Below are 15,576 nucleotides of genomic sequence, written 5' to 3'. Positions count from 1 at the left end.
CAGGGTCAGATGTCCCGGATCAGGTTGGTGATGCGGGCGGTGGACAGCCGGCGGCCCTTTTCATCCGTCATCACGATTTCGTGGGTGGTCAGGGTCCTGCCCAGGTGGATGGCCGTGCAGGTTCCCGTCACAGTGCCGGCGGCGATGGCGCGGTGATGCGTTGCCCCCACCTCGATACCGAGCGCCTGCCGTCCCGGGCCGGCGTGCATCCCGGCGGCGAACGAACCGAGTGTCTCGGCCAGCACCACATGGGCGCCGCCGTGCAGGATCCCGGCCACCTGGGTGTTGCCTTCGACCGGCATGGTGGCCACGGATCGTTCCGGGCTCATTTCCAGGAAATGGATGCCCATCTTCACCACCAGTGCGCCGATGCCGTACTGACCGAGCCATTCGTGCATTTCTTCCGGGACTCCGGCGGCCGCCAGTTCGGCCGCGAACCGGCCGGGCGTGAAATTGTCCATCATGGGAACTAGGCTGGCACCTGTGAGCGAAACTACCAAACCGGCCCTTGCCCCCTCTGCAGCAGACATCCTCCCGGCTCCTGACTCCGAATCAGTGACTGCGGCCAAGCCCGCCCGGAAAACCACACGTACCGCGGAGCCGGTTTCCGCCACCGAGGCTCCCGTGATTCCTATCACGGACCAGCCGCGCCTCCTTGTCCTGGACGGACACTCGATGGCATTCCGCGCCTTCTTCGCCTTGCCGGCGGACAAGTTCTCCACCGCGAACGGGCAGCACACCAACGCGATCCATGGATTCACGTCCATGCTCATCAACCTGATCAAGGAACAGAAGCCCACCCACGTTGCCGTGGCCTTCGATGTGTCGGATGAAACCACCCACCGCAAGGCCGAGTACAGCGACTACAAGGGCGGCCGGAACGAAACGCCCCGGGAGATGAGCGGCCAGATCGACCTCATCGACAAGGTCATGCAGGCGTGGGGCATCAAGACCATCAAAATGCCTGGCTATGAAGCTGACGACATCCTGGCAACGCTCGCCGCCATGGGAGAGAAGGCCGGTTACGAGGTGCTCCTCGTGACCGGTGACCGTGACGCCTTCCAGCTCATCACCGACAACGTGTTTGTGCTCTACCCGCGGAAGGGCGTCAGCGACATTCCCCGGTTGGACACCGCTGCCATCCAGGAGAAGTACTTTGTGACGCCGCCGCAGTACTCGGACCTCGCCGCCCTGGTGGGGGAAACCGCGGACAACCTCCCCGGTGTTCCCGGGGTCGGCCCGAAAACCGCCGCAAAGTGGATCAACCTGTACGGCGGACTGGAGGGGGTCCTGGAGCACCTCGACGCGATCGGCGGGAAGGTGGGGGACTCCCTGCGCGAGAACGTTGAGGACGTCAAGCGCAACCGTCGGCTGAACAGGCTCCACACGGACCTGGACCTCCCGGTAACGCTGGACGAACTCGCGGAACCGCGGCCGGACGAGGCCGCCTTGGAGCAGCTGTTCGACGACCTTGAATTCAAGACCATCCGTACCAGGCTGTTTGCCCTATACAGCAGTGAGGACGTGGAATCCGCTGAGCGGGAGAGCGTCGACACACCGGATTACGTGATCCCCGCGGACGCTGCCGAGCTGGGCGCCTTCCTGGCGGCGGGGGCCGGCAAGAGGTCGGCAGTCGCCGTCGACCAGGTGCCCGGCCGGATCGGCGAAGACGCCTCTGCGCTGGCCATTGTCCGTGACGACGCCGCCGTGTACATCGACCTCGCAGCGCAGGACGCCGCGGCCGAAAACGTCCTGGCGGACTGGCTGCGGGATGGGGAATCGCCGAAGGTGATGCACGGCTACAAGGCGGCCATCAAGGCCCTGTCCAGCCGGGGCCTGGGCCTGGAAGGGGTGGTGGATGACACCTCGATCTCCGGGTACCTCATCCAGCCGGACCGCCGCACGTACGAGCTCGCCGAGCTAGCCCAGCACCACCTCAACATCAGCATCTCGCCTGAGACCGCGAAGGCGGGCCAGCTTGAGCTGTCGTTCGACGGCGACGACGCCGCCGCCGCCGGCGAGCTGGTCCGGGTGGCCGCCGTGGTCCAGACCCTGAGCCGATACTTCGAATCGGAACTGACGGAACGTAAGGCCGCGGACCTGCTGACCACCCTGGAGCTGCCCGTCAGCCGGGTTCTCGCCGACATGGAACTCGCGGGAATCGCCATCGACATGCCGCGCATGGACGACCAGCTTGCGGATCTCGCCAAGGTGATCGACAACGCCCAGGAGCTTGCCTTCGCGGCGATCGGCCACGAGGTCAATCTGGGATCGCCCAAGCAGCTGCAGACCGTCCTGTTCGACGAACTCCAGTTGCCGAAGACCAAGAAAATCAAGTCCGGCTACACCACCGACGCCGCGTCACTGAAAAACCTGCTGGAAAAGACCGGGCACGAATTCCTGGTCCAGCTGATGGCGCACCGCGAGTCGTCGAAGCTGCGCCAGATGTTGGAGACGCTCAAGAAGTCCGTCACCGAAGACGGCCGGATCCACACCACGTACGCGCAGAACGTCGCGGCCACGGGCCGGATCTCCTCCAACAACCCCAACCTGCAGAACATCCCCATCCGCAGCGAGGAAGGCCGGCGCGTCCGCGGCATCTTTGTGGTCAGTGAGGGCTATGACTGCCTGCTTTCCGCGGACTACTCGCAGATCGAAATGCGCATCATGGCCCACCTCTCGGGGGACGCCGGCCTGATCCAGGCGTACAAGGACGGCGAAGACCTGCACCGGTTCGTGGGCTCCAACATCTTCCATGTGCCCACCGACCAGGTGACCAGTGCCATGCGCTCCAAGGTCAAGGCCATGTCCTACGGCCTCGCTTATGGCCTCACCTCGTTCGGCCTCTCCAAGCAGCTGGAGATTTCCGTTGACGAGGCGCGGACCCTCATGAAGGAATACTTCGACCGCTTCGGCGCCGTCCGCGACTACCTCCGGGGTGTGGTGGACCAGGCCCGGATCGACGGCTACACCGCCACCATCGAAGGGCGCCGCCGGTACCTCCCGGACCTCACCAGCACGGACCGCCAGCTGCGCGAGAACGCGGAACGCATTGCGCTGAACTCGCCCATCCAGGGCTCGGCGGCAGACATCATCAAGCGGGCCATGCTGGGCGTGCACGCCGAACTGGCGGCCCAGGGCCTGAAGTCGCGGATGCTCCTACAGGTCCACGACGAACTGGTGTTGGAGGTAGCGGCGGGGGAGCGCGCGGCCGTCGAGAAACTTGTCACCGAACAGATGGCAGCCGCCGCGGACCTGAGCGTTCCGCTGGATGTCCAGATCGGCGTCGGTCCCAGCTGGTACGACGCCGGCCACTAGTGTTAGCGGGCCTTGGGCCCGGTACCGGCGCGCCGGTGGCGGGCCGAAGAACCCTTGGCTAGGCTCGGGGTTGTGCCTGATATGAGTGGTGACTATGAAATCCGGCGATTCGGGCCGGCAGCCAAAGACGATCCTGCGTACGCGCAGTCGGCGGCGTGGATGCGGGCGGTTGCCTTCGGCTTCCACGATGCCCGGCGCAGCGACGAACGCGTGGACAAAGGCATCGAGATGCAGCGCGCTGACGGGCGCGTCATGACCGGCGCCTATCAAACAGGCGCCGTTGCCGGCCATTCGCTGGGCGCTGAAGTGCCGGTGGCCACCTTCGGCACGATGGACAAGACCCTGAACATCGGGTTCGGGCGCCTCCTGCCAACCCGGCTCGTGACGGCAGTGACCGTCCGGACCTCACACAGGCGCCGCGGGCTCCTGCGCCGCATGATGGGGGAGGACCTGGAGATGGCCCGGCAGGGCGGCCTGGCGATGGCCGCGCTCACCGCGTCCGAGGCCTCCATCTACGGGCGTTTTGGATTCGGCGTGGCGACATCCGAGCAGTCGATCAAGGTGGACACCAGCTCAAAGTTCAGGCTCAACCACACCCCGGTCGGCAGCGTTGAGGTGGCCGACCCCAAGGTGTTGCTGGAGCTGGCACCGCAGGTTTTCGAACGCCGGCACCGCCTGACCCCGGGGTCCGTCGACCGGCACGAGTTCTACCGCGAGTTCGCTTCAGGTTCCATCAGCCGTGACGGCGGCGAGGACCCGAAAGTCAAGGTCGCGTTGCACTACGGGCCCGACGGGGAAGTGGACGGCTACGTCTCCTACAAGTTCGGCGGCTGGTCCAGCACCCCCTACACCATGGAAGTGATTGACTTGGTGGCCGCCACCACCGCGGCGTACCTGGAACTATGGCAGTACCTGGCTGCCATCGATCTGGTTGAACGCGTCAGCTGGGAAGAGTCCGCTATTGACGACCCCCTGCGCTGGGCGCTCGAAGACGCCCGCTGCATCGAGGCTTCGGCAGCCAGGGACATGCTGTGGCTGCGGATCCTGGATGTGAAGCAGGCCCTGGAAGCCCGGCACTACCCGGCCGACGGACGGCTTGTGCTGAAAGTTGCCGATTCGCTCGGCCTGACGGACGGCACCTTCGCCCTCGACGTGAGCGGAGGATCCGCGGTGGTCACGGACGCGGGCGCCAGCCCGGCGGACCTTGAATTGGATGTGGCGGCATTGTCCTCGATGTACTTGGGTGGTGTGCATCCGGTCACGTTGGTTGACTCGGGACGCATCCTTGAGCGCAGGCCGGAGGCAGCGTTCCGCGCCGCCCTGATGTTCGCCGTCGAACGCGTGCCCCACTGCCTGACGCATTTCTGAGCCGTTTCGGGCCCTCAGCCCGGCGCCGGCCGCTTTGACCGGCGTTGGAGGGTACGACTAGAATAAACGGGCGTGTACTACGTGCACGTATCTAGAATCCACAAAATCAGGATGAACCTGGCAGGTCCATGTGGTCTGCCATCACCCGCGCCCCCGTCCATACGGGTGTGCGGCGGTACGCCTGACCGACTAACTATCCACAACGGAGCCCCTACTACATGACCATCACCTCCACCGAGAAGCCCGGTACCCCCGTAGTCGCGATTAACGACATCGGTACCGCTGAGGACTTCCTCGCAGCAGTCGACGCCACCATCAAGTACTTCAACGACGGAGACCTCGTCGAAGGTACCGTCGTCAAGGTCGACCGCGACGAAGTTCTGCTCGACATCGGTTACAAGACCGAAGGTGTCATCCCCTCCCGCGAGCTGTCCATCAAGCACGACGTTGATCCCGGAGACGTCGTCTCCGTTGGCGATCAGGTCGAAGCCCTGGTGCTCACCAAGGAAGACAAAGAAGGCCGCCTGATCCTCTCCAAGAAGCGTGCTCAGTACGAGCGCGCCTGGGGCGACATCGAGAAGGTCAAGGAAGAAGACGGTGTCGTTACCGGTACCGTCATCGAGGTTGTCAAGGGTGGTCTTATCCTCGACATCGGTCTGCGCGGCTTCCTGCCCGCATCCCTCGTCGAGATGCGCCGTGTGCGCGACCTTGCTCCGTACATCGGTCAGCAGATCGAAGCCAAGATCATCGAGCTGGACAAGAACCGCAACAACGTTGTGCTGTCCCGCCGTGCATGGCTCGAGCAGACCCAGTCCGAGGTCCGCTCCACGTTCCTCAACAAGCTGGAAAAGGGCCAGGTTCGTCCCGGCGTCGTTTCCTCCATCGTCAACTTCGGTGCATTCGTGGACCTGGGCGGCGTAGACGGCCTGGTTCACGTTTCCGAGCTGTCCTGGAAGCACATCGACCACCCGTCCGAGGTTGTCGAAGTTGGCCAGGAAGTCACCGTCGAGGTTCTCGAAGTCGACCTGGACCGCGAGCGTGTTTCCCTGTCGCTCAAGGCCACGCAGGAAGATCCGTGGCAGACCTTCGCCCGCACCCACGCCCTCGGGCAGGTTGTTCCGGGTAAGGTCACCAAGCTCGTTCCGTTCGGTGCGTTCGTACGCGTCGAAGACGGCATCGAAGGCCTCGTTCACATCTCCGAGCTGGCAGTCCGCCACGTGGAGCTGGCTGAGCAGGTTGTCTCCGTTGGTGACGAGCTGTTCGTCAAGGTCATCGACATCGACCTCGAACGCCGCCGCATCTCCCTCTCCCTCAAGCAGGCTAACGAGGGCGTTGACGCCGACAGCACCGAATTCGATCCGGCTCTCTACGGCATGGCCGCTGAGTACGACGAAGAGGGCAACTACAAGTACCCGGAGGGCTTCGACCCGGAGTCCAACGAGTGGCTTGAAGGCTACGAGAACCAGCGCGCAGCCTGGGAGCAGCAGTACGCTGACGCCCAGACCCGCTGGGAAGCACACAAGAAGCAGGTTGCCCAGCACGCTGCCGACGACGCTGCAGCTGCAACGTCCGGTGACAGCGATTCCGGCACCACCAGCTACTCCTCAGAGCCGGCTGCAGCCGAGACCGGTGCAGGCACGCTTGCTTCGGACGAGGCTCTTGCAGCACTGCGCGAGAAGCTGACCGGCAACTAATTGCCCGGTTGTCCCTGAAGGGTTCATTCCTTCAAGGAACCAGGCGTTTAGCTAGCTGAAGGTGGCCGTCCCCGAAAGGGGGCGGCCACCTTTTTCGTTCACCCCAGCAGCCGGTCGGTCGCAGGATCTGGGCTGCCGTCGAAGTACCGGTCCAGGACCTCCTCGAATACGGGCTTGTCCGGAGCGGCGCGCAGGAACAGTGTCATTGATGATCTGAGCTTTTGCGCGTCGGTCCCGCCGAAAATCCGCTCGGCGGTGAGACCTGTGTGGGCGGCAGCAGCACTGGCGCTCTCCAGTAGCCGCGGACCGAGTACCGGGTGCCGCAGGTAGGCCTCCGCTTCCGCCAGTGACGTGATGGCGTATTTCCTGGACGTGGGGCTTTGGCCGAGGCCTGCGACCTGGGGAAAGACGAACCACATCCAATGGGACTGCTTCTCCCCCTTGCGGAGCTCCTCCAGGGCCCGCTGGTATGTCCGACCGGACTCCTGGGCCAACACGAACCGCTCAAGGTCGAAGGGATCTTCCATCGGCTTCCTCCACATCTCAGCTGGACATGTCCATCCAACCACCGGCCCCGCCGCCTGACGAGGCCCTTACCGGCGTGCTTCAGCAGATCGCTTAGAGTGTGGTGCATGGAAGCCCTGCAACGTCCAACAGTGCCGTCGGCCAGATCGGGTTGTGGCTTTGCCCTTGAGCACGAGGCTTCGCCACTACCCACCGTTTGTCCGTTTCCGGCTCGCGTCCACGGTATCCGACTTCGGCACCTACATCACCGGCGTGGCGTTGTCCGTGTTTGTCCTGGTGGGCGGTTTCCAACAACGTCGCAACAGGCTCGATTTGCAGGTACAGAACCGTGGTTAGCCATTGAAAGCCTCGCCGGTGTGTGCAGCACGCGCATGACGGGGATCAGAGTGTGCCGAAGAGAGCCCTTCACCGGACAGGTCGTATCGGAGGGCAGGCGACACAGAGCCTGCGCCTCGTAGTGATTCGCGTTTGGTCTAGTGGCGCGCCCTACCCAGAATGAGGTCCCTTGAATCTGGCGCCTCGCGGGTTTTGCTGTGTCTTTGTTCTATGGACCGCCCCCAGGCAGTTCCGATAAGTATGAGGACGATGCCGCAGTATCCTGCGATGCCGATGCTGTCGTGGGCGAAGGCAGTTCCGACGATGGCTGCCCAGACGGGTTCGGTGCCGAGGAGGAGGCTGACCCGGGACGGGGACGTGCGCCTGACTGCCCAAAGCTGGACGAAGAAAGCGAAAACAGTACAGGCCAAGACCAGGTAAAGGAACAAGGTTCCTTGCTTGGGATCCAACCGGGTGAGGTACTGGGGAAGGGATTCTCCATAGACCAGGGTTCCGGCACTGAAGAGTAAGGCGCAGGTTCCGAGCTGCACGGTTGTAAGGTGCAAGGAGTCCAGGGCCTGTCCGGGCGTGAGCTTGTGCATGGTGACGACGTGGACGGCGCGGACGACGGCAGCGCCCAGCACGAGCAGGTCGCCGGCTCCTGGTGGGTCAAGGGAGCCGTTTCCGGTCAACAGAATCACGCCGGCGATGGCAAGCGTGGCTGCGATGAAGAACGGTGCAGGTAGTCTGCGGCGGGAGACTATGGACTCCAGGAGCGGGGTGAATACTATCGTTAGGCTGATGATGAGCCCCGCGTTGGTTGCTGAAGTCTGGGCGATCCCGAATGTTTCGAGAGCGAACACTGCCCCGAGCAGCATCCCGATGGGAATACCGATGACTAGTTCGGCGGACGTGATGCGTTTGCGTCGCACTCCGATTATTGCCGCCATCAGCCCGGCAGCGAGCAGCATCCGTGCGGCGAGAAGGGCGATTACGGTCTCCACCGACACGAGTTCCTTGGCTACGAGATACGTCGATCCCCAGGATATGGCTACCAAGAGCAGCAGTAGGTCGACTCGGAAGCGCGCAAGGAGAGGAAGCATCCGTTCATCGTGCCCCCAACGATCCGTTAGCACCAGCCGCTGGATTGCACGGTAATGCATTAGTTTGGACTAATGGAACTAGGTCAGCTTCGCGCTCTGAGGGAGTTAAGGGACCGCGGCAGTATCGCCGCTGCGGCAGCAGCCCTACACGTAACCCCTTCTTCGGTATCCCAGCAGCTCAGCGCCCTGCAACGCCGATTCCCCGCACCGCTGACGTACAAGGACGGGAGGCGAACCGCCCTGACAGACGCAGGCGAGGCGTTGGCCGCGGCCGCAGTAGACGTGGAAATCGCATTCGAACGTGCAGAGCACGCAGTTGCGAAGTTCCAAAGCGAACCCCAGGGAGCCGTGTCGGTCGCTGCCTTTCACAGTGCGGCTCTGGCTTTTTTTGGCCCGCTCCTCACCACCCTTAGTTCCCCGGGGCAGCCCCAAGCCATCTTGGGCGACTTTGATGTCGCCCAAGAAGAATTTGCCGGCCTCACCCAGGAACACGACCTGGTGATAGCCCACCGGCTCGCGGGCAGCCCTGCGTGGCCCGCCTCAGTACGTATTGAACACCTGTTGTTCGAACCCTTGGACCTCGTCCTTCGCAAGGACCACAGGCTCGCAGGCTACGAAGTCATCGGCCCGGACGACCTCTGTACAGCGTCATGGGTAGCCGTGCACCAGGGCTTCCCTCTCGAGAACGCCGTCCACCAGCTTGCAGGAATCGGAGGAACCGAAGCGGATATTCTCCACCGCATCAATGATTTCTCTGTCGCCGCAGCCGTGGTCGCCGCCAGTGACTGCGTTGCCCTGATGCCCCGGTACACCACCGACATCAGCCGATACCCGGAACTAATTCTCCGGCCGCTTTCCCACGCCGCGCCGGGACGGTATATCGACTGTCTCGCCCGTCCCGAAACCCTCGAAAGAGCAAACGTTAAGGCTGTACTGGCGCAACTGAAAACGATCATCGATGGCCTCAAATGGGCTATCGCCGGGCCGTGACGCCGGACGCGCTCATCGCCCGCATGAGCGCGATGCTGCGCTCAGTTAACCGCAGCATGATCGTGGTCGGCGCTCCGTTGGGCGGACTCATTGCGTCGGTCGCCACTACGGCCGCCGCCCTCTGGTCGGCGGTCGGGATGAACTGGCAGATGACCATGCCCATACTGCCGGTGTCAGCGAAGGCTGATCCGCGCCGTCACCGGTGAACTCACACCGTCTCCGGCCAGCTCGGCCCCCGCTGAGCGCAGCAGCGCCTGGGCAGCCGCGTTTTCGGCGGTTGTTTCGGCCTGCAGCATGGACGCGCCGGCGCGTGATGCCACGGCCCGGACCAGCGTGAGCGCCTCCCGGCCGATTCCCCGGCCACGGAAGCTTCGGCCGAGCCATAGCCCGGTCTCCAGCGGACCGCCCTCCGCGGGGGCCGCTCCGGGCCGCTTCAGCCGGATGGATCCCGCAATCTGCCCGTTGCAGCTGATCGCCCAGGTCTTCTGGGCAGCCGGGCCGTCCAGTCCGGCAGCAGCGGCCCGGTGATAGTCGCGGAACCAGCCGATCCGTTCCGGGTTCCAGCCGTCATTCTCCCCCAGCGGGGGAGTGACGTCGTCGGGCGCTGCGTCGGCGAGGGCGACGGCGAGCAGTTCCTCGAGGATACCGGCCGTGACGTCGAGCAACTGCACGTGGTTTGCCAATAAGGTGTGGTCAGAAGGCGACATCAATCCATTCCGTTTCCCCCGGCACGAGGACGGCGCTGCCAGCCGTCATGGCAGCGAGCCGTTCGGCTGCCCGGGCAAGTTCATCAGCCTGGTCCGCCAGGGCAATCCGGAGGACGGTGTTCTGCGCCCCGTAACCGGTTTCCGCCATCACGTAGCCGGCTGCGCGGAGGTCGTTTTCGAGCCTTCCGGCCGCCGAATGCGGCACGTCAACGGAGCAAATCCGCAGCCGGCTGCGCCGGACCAGCGGTGCGAGGTCCAGCGCGGAGGACACCGATTCCGAATACGCCCGGACCAGTCCGCCGGCGCCGAGGAGGATCCCGCCGAAATAGCGGACGACGACGGCGCTGACGTCGCTGAGGTCCGTCTCCCCGGGCGCCGTCTCCCGCCGGATGAGGGCTTCCAGCATCGGGATACCTGCGGTTCCGGACGGTTCGCCATCGTCGCTGGAACGCTGGATGTCACGGTCCGGCCCCAGGATGAAGGCTGAGCAGTGGTGCCGGGCGTCGTGGAATTCCTTGCGCAGTCCCGCCACCAGCGCCCTCGCGCCGTTCTCGTCCCCGGTGCGCCGGATCACGGTGATGAACCGTGACCGCTTGACCTCCAGCTCGTGGCGGAAGTCCGGCCCGGCAGCAAGGGTGGTGTAGGCAGTGGCCCTGCTTTCTTGCTCTTGCACCGCCCAAGTCTAGTCCGGGCATGGGCCCACGAGGTCAGGGTTCCCTGGGCGAGCGGAGCGAGGTGAGGGGGCGGCGGGTGGGCCCACGCCGTCAGGGTTCCCTGGGCGAGCGGAGCGAGGTGAGGGGGCGGCGGGTGGGCCCACGCCGTCAGGGTTCCCTGGGCGAGCGGAGCGAGGTGAGGGGGCGGCGGGGACTAGTCTGGTGGGGTGCTGAAGATCGGGTTGACGGGCGGCATCGCCTCGGGGAAGTCAGTTGTCGCATCGCATATGCGGGAGTTGGGGGCCGTGCTGGTCGATGCCGACGCACTCGCCCGTGAAGTGGTGTGGCCGGGCACTGCCGGCCTTGCGCAGGTGGTGGAGGCTTTCGGGGAGGAAACGCTGGGAGCCGACGGCGGACTCGACCGGGCGAAGCTTGCCGCTCTGGTGTTCGGCGACCCGGACAGGCTCGCGGCCCTCAACGGCATCGTTCATCCCCTTGTCCGGGAGCGGGCCGCGGCTGTGATCGCCGCCGCCCCCGCTGGCGCCGTCGTCGTCCAGGACATTCCCCTGCTGGTGGAAACGGGCCAGGGCAGCAGTTTTCACCTCGTGCTGGTTGTGGACGCCCCGGACGACGTGCGGGTGCAGCGCATGGTGCAGCACCGGAAGATGACCGAAGACCAAGCCCTGTCCAGGATGGCGGCGCAGGCTTTGCGGGACGTCCGCCTAGCCGCGGCGGACGTCGTGCTGGACAACTCCGGCACCGTGCAGGCACTGAGGGACTCGGTGGACGCCCTGTGGAGCCGCCGGCTGGCACCCTATGCGAAAAACATCAGCCATGAACGGGCTGCACCCCGCAAGGGCGGTCCCGTGCTGGCCCCTGCCGACCCGACGTGGGAGGCCCAGGCAGCCCGGCTGGCCGCCCGCCTTGAATCGGCGGCCCCGGCAGGCATCCTTGCCGTGGACCACATCGGATCCACGGCCGTTCCGGGACTCGATGCCAAGGACATCATCGACCTCCAACTGATTGTTGCGGACCTGGCGACAGCGGACCGGATCGCGCCGCTGCTGGCGGCGGCCGGGTTCCCGCTGTGGCCCGGTGTGCTCGCGGACAATCCGAAACCCGCGCACGCCGACCCGGCCGACTGGGCCAAGCGCCTGCACGCGAACGCCGACCCCGGCCGGCCGGTGAACCTGCACATCCGGCCCGCGGGATCGCCCGGGTGTCGGTTTGCCCTGTGCTTCCGGGACTGGCTGCGCGATGACGCGGAAGCGAGGAGAGACTATCTCGCGGAGAAGCGCAGGGTCGCCGCCCTCCACAGCGTGGACATGTCGACGGCGGGCTACGCCGCGGACAAGGAGGCGTGGTTCACCGACTATGCCGCCGTCCGGATGGAGGCATGGGTACAGCGCACCGGCTGGCGCCCTCCGCCGTATGCGGCAGCCCGTTCCGCCGGACCTGCCGCCGGGGCAGCCGTCGAAAGTGCCGCCGGTACCGCCCAAAGCTGAATGAGGCCACGATGTCAGTGCCCGGCGGTAGATTATATTCATGAGCCTTGCCCAGGAAATCAACCGTGTCGTGGCGCCCTTCGAGGTCATCAGCGAGTTCAAGCCGGCCGGCGACCAGCCGGCCGCCATCGCTGATCTCACTGAACGGATCAAGAATGGTGAAAAGGACGTAGTCCTGCTCGGCGCCACCGGTACAGGAAAAAGCGCCACCACCGCCTGGCTGATTGAACAGATCCAGAGGCCCACCCTGGTGATGGTGCAGAACAAAACCCTGGCCGCGCAGCTGGCCAACGAGTTCCGCGAACTGCTGCCCAACAACGCGGTGGAGTACTTCGTGTCGTACTACGACTACTACCAGCCCGAGGCATACGTTGCGCAGACGGACACCTTCATCGAGAAGGACTCCTCCATCAACGAGGAAGTCGAACGGCTCCGCCACTCCGCCACCAACGCCCTGCTGACCCGCCGCGACGTCATCGTCGTTGCCACGGTGTCCTGCATCTACGGCCTGGGCACGCCGGAGGAATACATTGCCGGCATGGTGACGCTCCGTAAGGGGGCGGAGATGAACCGCGACGACCTCCTCCGGAAATTCGTAGCCATGCAGTACGCGCGCAACGACATGGACTTCCACCGTGGCACGTTCCGGGTCCGCGGCGACACCGTCGAAATCATCCCGATGTATGAGGAACTGGCCATCCGGATCGAATTTTTCGGGGACGAGATTGAGAACATCCATACCCTGCACCCGCTGACCGGCGAGGTGATCCGGGACGAAGAGGAAATGTACGTCTTCCCCGCCTCGCACTATGTGGCCGGCCCCGAGCGGATGGCACGGGCAATCAAGCGGATCGAGGACGAACTCGCCGAACGGCTCCAGGTGCTGGAAAGCCAGAACAAACTCGTGGAAGCCCAGCGGCTCCGGATGCGCACCACCTACGACCTTGAGATGATGCAGCAGATGGGCTTCTGCAACGGCATCGAAAACTACTCGTCGCACATTGACGGCCGCGCCCGCGGAACCGCTCCGCACTGCCTCATCGACTACTTCCCCGATGACTTCCTGCTCGTCATCGACGAATCCCACGTCACCGTGCCGCAGATCGGCGCCATGTACGAGGGCGACATGTCCCGCAAGCGGAATCTCGTGGACTTCGGCTTCCGCCTGCCCTCGGCCATGGATAACCGACCTCTCAAATGGGACGAGTTCCTTGAGCGCGTGGGCCAGACCGTCTACCTGTCCGCCACTCCCGGCAAGTACGAACTGGGCAAGGCGGACGGCTTCGTGCAGCAGATCATCCGTCCCACCGGCCTGATCGATCCCGAGATCGTGGTCAAACCCACCAAGGGCCAGATCGATGACCTGCTGGGCGAGATCCGTACACGGACGGCGAAGAACGAACGCATCCTCGTGACCACCCTCACGAAAAGGATGGCCGAGGACCTCACCGACTATTTGCTGGGCCACGGCGTCAAAGTGGAGTACCTGCACTCGGACGTGGACACCCTCCGCCGCGTGGAACTGCTCCGTGAACTGCGGATGGGCACCTTCGACGTCCTGGTGGGCATCAACCTGCTCCGCGAAGGCCTCGACCTGCCCGAGGTGTCCCTGGTCAGCATCCTGGATGCGGACAAGGAGGGCTTCCTCCGTTCGTCCACCTCGCTGATCCAGACCATCGGCCGCGCAGCCCGTAACGTCTCCGGGCAGGTTCACATGTACGCGGACCGCATCACCGACTCAATGGCGCACGCCATCGACGAAACAAACAGACGCCGCGCAATTCAGGTGGCGTACAACACGGAGAACGGTGTCGACCCGCAGCCCCTGCGGAAGAAGATTGCGGACATCACGGACCAGCTGGCCAAGGAGGACGCGGACACCCGCGAACTGCTCGCCACGGCGGGGAAGACGCGCGGCAAAGGCAAGGGCGCGTCCACCGTGCGGGCGGACGGACTTGCGGCCGCGCCGGCGGAGGACCTCGTGGGCCTCATCGAACAGCTGACCGAACAAATGCACGCCGCAGCCGGCGAACTGCAGTTTGAACTGGCTGCCCGGCTGCGCGACGAAGTGGGGGACCTGAAGAGGGAACTGCGCCAGATGCAGGCCGCGGGCCACGCCTAGGGTAAGGTTGATGTCACGTAGGGGAGTATCCCAAGCGCTACGATCGTCAACACGCACGGCACTGATGCCCTGCCGGGCGTAGCGGGCTGCCAATTCAGCACAAAGTGCACAGGCTGGCCGGAGAGACTTACACCACTGTTCCGTACCCTGCGAAAGGCCATCCTGTGCTCGATTTGCCCGTGTGGTTCGAGATCGGCTCCTTTGTCGTCCTCGGCCTGATCCTCGCCATCGACCTTCTTCTGGTTATCCGGCGTCCCCACGAACCCTCCATGAAGGAAGCCGGCCTGTGGGTGGCGTTCTATGTCACTCTGGCCCTGGTGTTCGCCGGCGCGATGTTCGCCTTCACCGGCCCCGAGTTCGGCGGCCAGTTCGTTGCCGGCTGGGTGACGGAATACAGCCTCAGCATCGACAACCTGTTTGTTTTCATCATCATCATGGCGCGCTTCTCGGTGCCCCGTAAGTATCAGCAGGAAGTGCTGATGGTTGGCATCATCATCGCGCTGATCCTGCGTGGCATCTTCATCCTGCTCGGCGCCATCGTAATCGAGCAGTTCAGCTGGGTCTTCTACATCTTCGGCGCCTTCCTGCTCTGGACCGCCTGGAAGCAGGCCCAGGACGAGGGCGAGGACGAAGAGGACAAGGAAAACCCGCTGATCGCCAAGCTACGCAAGGTGATCCCGATGTCGGAGAAGTTCGACGGCGGCAAACTGCGCACCATAGTGGACGGCAAGAAGGTCTTCACACCGATGCTGATCGTCTTCGTCACCATCGGCCTGACCGACCTGCTCTTCGCCGTTGACTCCATTCCGGCGATCTTCGGCCTGACGCAGAGCCCGTTCATTGTCTTCACCGCGAACCTTTTCGCCCTCATGGGCCTGCGCCAGCTGTACTTCCTGCTGGGCGGGCTGATGAACCGCCTGATCTACCTGAAGCACGCGCTGTCCTTCATCCTGGCGTTCATTGGCGTCAAGCTGGTACTCCACGCGATGCACGTCAACGAGCTCCCGTTCATCAACGGCGGCCACCACATCGAATGGGCTCCCGAGATCCCCACGTTCGTGTCCCTCGCTGTCATCGTGGGCACCATCATCGTCGCCGTCATCGCCAGCCTGCTGAGCTCGAAAGCGGCCCAGGCGAAGGTGGATGCCCGTCTCGAAGAGGATTCACGCAAGAGCATGAGCGAAGCGGAGTAGGCACCCCACCGCTTCAAGCACGCTCCAGACAACCCCGGCCACATCGTTGGCCGGGGTTGTTTGCGTTCATCAGGCGCTTCCCC

Annotated in this window: 14 protein-coding genes; 9 read left to right on the top strand and 5 right to left on the bottom strand. The window is 64.4% G+C overall.

What is annotated here, in order from left to right; genetic code table 11:
* Positions 1-5 precede the first annotated feature (5 nt).
* On the bottom strand, positions 6-464 hold the full coding sequence (locus J7I79_RS05575; RefSeq protein ID WP_214951221.1) for a hotdog fold thioesterase: 459 nt from the start codon (positions 462-464) through the stop codon (positions 6-8).
* Here J7I79_RS05575 and polA point away from each other — a divergent pair.
* The 3 genes from polA (at position 463) to rpsA (ending at position 6,380) form a co-directional block, all read left to right on the top strand.
* Positions 463-3,318, top strand: coding sequence for a DNA polymerase I (gene polA, locus J7I79_RS05570; protein WP_214951219.1), 2,856 nt, complete (start codon positions 463-465; stop codon positions 3,316-3,318). The genes J7I79_RS05575 and polA overlap by 2 nt on opposite strands.
* A gap of 81 nt (positions 3,319-3,399) precedes the next feature.
* A complete protein-coding gene (locus J7I79_RS05565) occupies positions 3,400-4,686 on the top strand; it encodes a GNAT family N-acetyltransferase (protein WP_214951534.1) in 1,287 nt (428 codons plus the stop codon).
* Positions 4,687-4,904: 218 nt separating this feature from the next.
* Complete coding sequence (rpsA, locus tag J7I79_RS05560; RefSeq protein ID WP_011691911.1) at positions 4,905-6,380, top strand: 30S ribosomal protein S1; 1,476 nt, start codon at positions 4,905-4,907, stop codon at positions 6,378-6,380.
* Between the two features lie 98 nt (positions 6,381-6,478).
* Here rpsA and J7I79_RS05555 read toward each other — a convergent pair whose 3' ends face one another.
* Positions 6,479-6,907, bottom strand: a complete 429-nt coding sequence (locus J7I79_RS05555) for a DUF1810 domain-containing protein (protein ID WP_214951217.1) — start codon at positions 6,905-6,907, stop codon at positions 6,479-6,481.
* A gap of 163 nt (positions 6,908-7,070) precedes the next feature.
* On the opposite strand from J7I79_RS05555, the gene J7I79_RS05550 reads away from it, so the two are divergent.
* Positions 7,071-7,241 carry a hypothetical protein gene (locus J7I79_RS05550; RefSeq protein WP_214951215.1) on the top strand — a complete coding sequence of 57 codons (171 nt, stop codon included), beginning with the start codon at positions 7,071-7,073 and terminating at the stop codon, positions 7,239-7,241.
* A 137-nt stretch (positions 7,242-7,378) separates the two neighbouring features.
* Here the strand turns inward: J7I79_RS05550 and J7I79_RS05545 are convergent, their stop codons facing one another.
* Positions 7,379-8,323: a DMT family transporter gene (locus J7I79_RS05545; RefSeq protein ID WP_214951212.1), complete on the bottom strand. Its 945-nt coding sequence runs from the start codon at positions 8,321-8,323 to the stop codon at positions 7,379-7,381.
* Positions 8,324-8,395: 72 nt separating this feature from the next.
* On the opposite strand from J7I79_RS05545, the gene J7I79_RS05540 reads away from it, so the two are divergent.
* Together J7I79_RS05540 and J7I79_RS05535 are read left to right on the top strand one after the other, a co-directional pair.
* Positions 8,396-9,313: a LysR family transcriptional regulator gene (locus J7I79_RS05540; RefSeq protein ID WP_214951211.1), complete on the top strand. Its 918-nt coding sequence runs from the start codon at positions 8,396-8,398 to the stop codon at positions 9,311-9,313.
* The gene (locus tag J7I79_RS05535) at positions 9,292-9,519 is read left to right on the top strand and encodes a hypothetical protein (protein WP_214951209.1); all 228 of its coding nucleotides are present in this window, start codon (positions 9,292-9,294) and stop codon (positions 9,517-9,519) included. Before J7I79_RS05540 ends, J7I79_RS05535 begins: the two co-directional genes overlap by 22 nt.
* On the opposite strand, the gene J7I79_RS05530 is transcribed toward J7I79_RS05535, so the two are convergent.
* A complete protein-coding gene (locus J7I79_RS05530) occupies positions 9,487-10,020 on the bottom strand; it encodes a GNAT family N-acetyltransferase (protein ID WP_214951206.1) in 534 nt (177 codons plus the stop codon). The two genes, J7I79_RS05535 and J7I79_RS05530, sit on opposite strands and share 33 nt — an antisense overlap.
* Positions 10,007-10,693, bottom strand: a complete 687-nt coding sequence (locus tag J7I79_RS05525) for a YigZ family protein (RefSeq protein ID WP_214951204.1) — start codon at positions 10,691-10,693, stop codon at positions 10,007-10,009. The genes J7I79_RS05530 and J7I79_RS05525 overlap by 14 nt, the downstream gene beginning before the upstream one ends.
* A 207-nt stretch (positions 10,694-10,900) precedes the next feature.
* Here J7I79_RS05525 and coaE point away from each other — a divergent pair, with 207 nt between their 5' ends.
* From coaE to J7I79_RS05510, 3 genes are all read left to right on the top strand, one after another.
* On the top strand, positions 10,901-12,178 hold the full coding sequence (gene coaE / locus J7I79_RS05520; protein ID WP_214951202.1) for a dephospho-CoA kinase: 1,278 nt from the start codon (positions 10,901-10,903) through the stop codon (positions 12,176-12,178).
* Positions 12,179-12,218: 40 nt separating this feature from the next.
* Positions 12,219-14,300, top strand: a complete 2,082-nt coding sequence (gene uvrB, locus J7I79_RS05515; protein ID WP_214951200.1) for an excinuclease ABC subunit UvrB — start codon at positions 12,219-12,221, stop codon at positions 14,298-14,300.
* A 164-nt stretch (positions 14,301-14,464) separates the two neighbouring features.
* A complete protein-coding gene (locus J7I79_RS05510; RefSeq protein ID WP_214951198.1) occupies positions 14,465-15,493 on the top strand; it encodes a TerC family protein in 1,029 nt (342 codons plus the stop codon).
* Positions 15,494-15,576 lie beyond the last annotated feature (83 nt).

The organism is Arthrobacter sp. ISL-69, assembly GCF_018613775.1.
Lineage (GTDB): Bacteria > Actinomycetota > Actinomycetes > Actinomycetales > Micrococcaceae > Arthrobacter.
This window is presented reverse-complemented; position numbering and strand designations above follow the sequence as displayed.

Excerpts from the sequence above, each read along its gene's own strand:
- polA (WP_214951219.1), top strand. The coding sequence starts at position 463 with ATGGGAACTAGGCTGGCACCTGTGAGCGAAACTACCAAACCGGCCCTT.
- J7I79_RS05575 (WP_214951221.1), bottom strand. The coding sequence starts at position 464 with ATGATGGACAATTTCACGCCCGGCCGGTTCGCGGCCGAACTGGCGGCC.
- J7I79_RS05565 (WP_214951534.1), top strand. The coding sequence starts at position 3,400 with ATGAGTGGTGACTATGAAATCCGGCGATTCGGGCCGGCAGCCAAAGAC.
- rpsA (WP_011691911.1), top strand. The coding sequence starts at position 4,905 with ATGACCATCACCTCCACCGAGAAGCCCGGTACCCCCGTAGTCGCGATT.
- J7I79_RS05555 (WP_214951217.1), bottom strand. The coding sequence starts at position 6,907 with ATGGAAGATCCCTTCGACCTTGAGCGGTTCGTGTTGGCCCAGGAGTCC.
- J7I79_RS05545 (WP_214951212.1), bottom strand. The coding sequence starts at position 8,323 with ATGCTTCCTCTCCTTGCGCGCTTCCGAGTCGACCTACTGCTGCTCTTG.
- J7I79_RS05540 (WP_214951211.1), top strand. The coding sequence starts at position 8,396 with ATGGAACTAGGTCAGCTTCGCGCTCTGAGGGAGTTAAGGGACCGCGGC.
- J7I79_RS05535 (WP_214951209.1), top strand. The coding sequence starts at position 9,292 with ATGGGCTATCGCCGGGCCGTGACGCCGGACGCGCTCATCGCCCGCATG.
- J7I79_RS05530 (WP_214951206.1), bottom strand. The coding sequence starts at position 10,020 with ATGTCGCCTTCTGACCACACCTTATTGGCAAACCACGTGCAGTTGCTC.
- uvrB (WP_214951200.1), top strand. The coding sequence starts at position 12,219 with ATGAGCCTTGCCCAGGAAATCAACCGTGTCGTGGCGCCCTTCGAGGTC.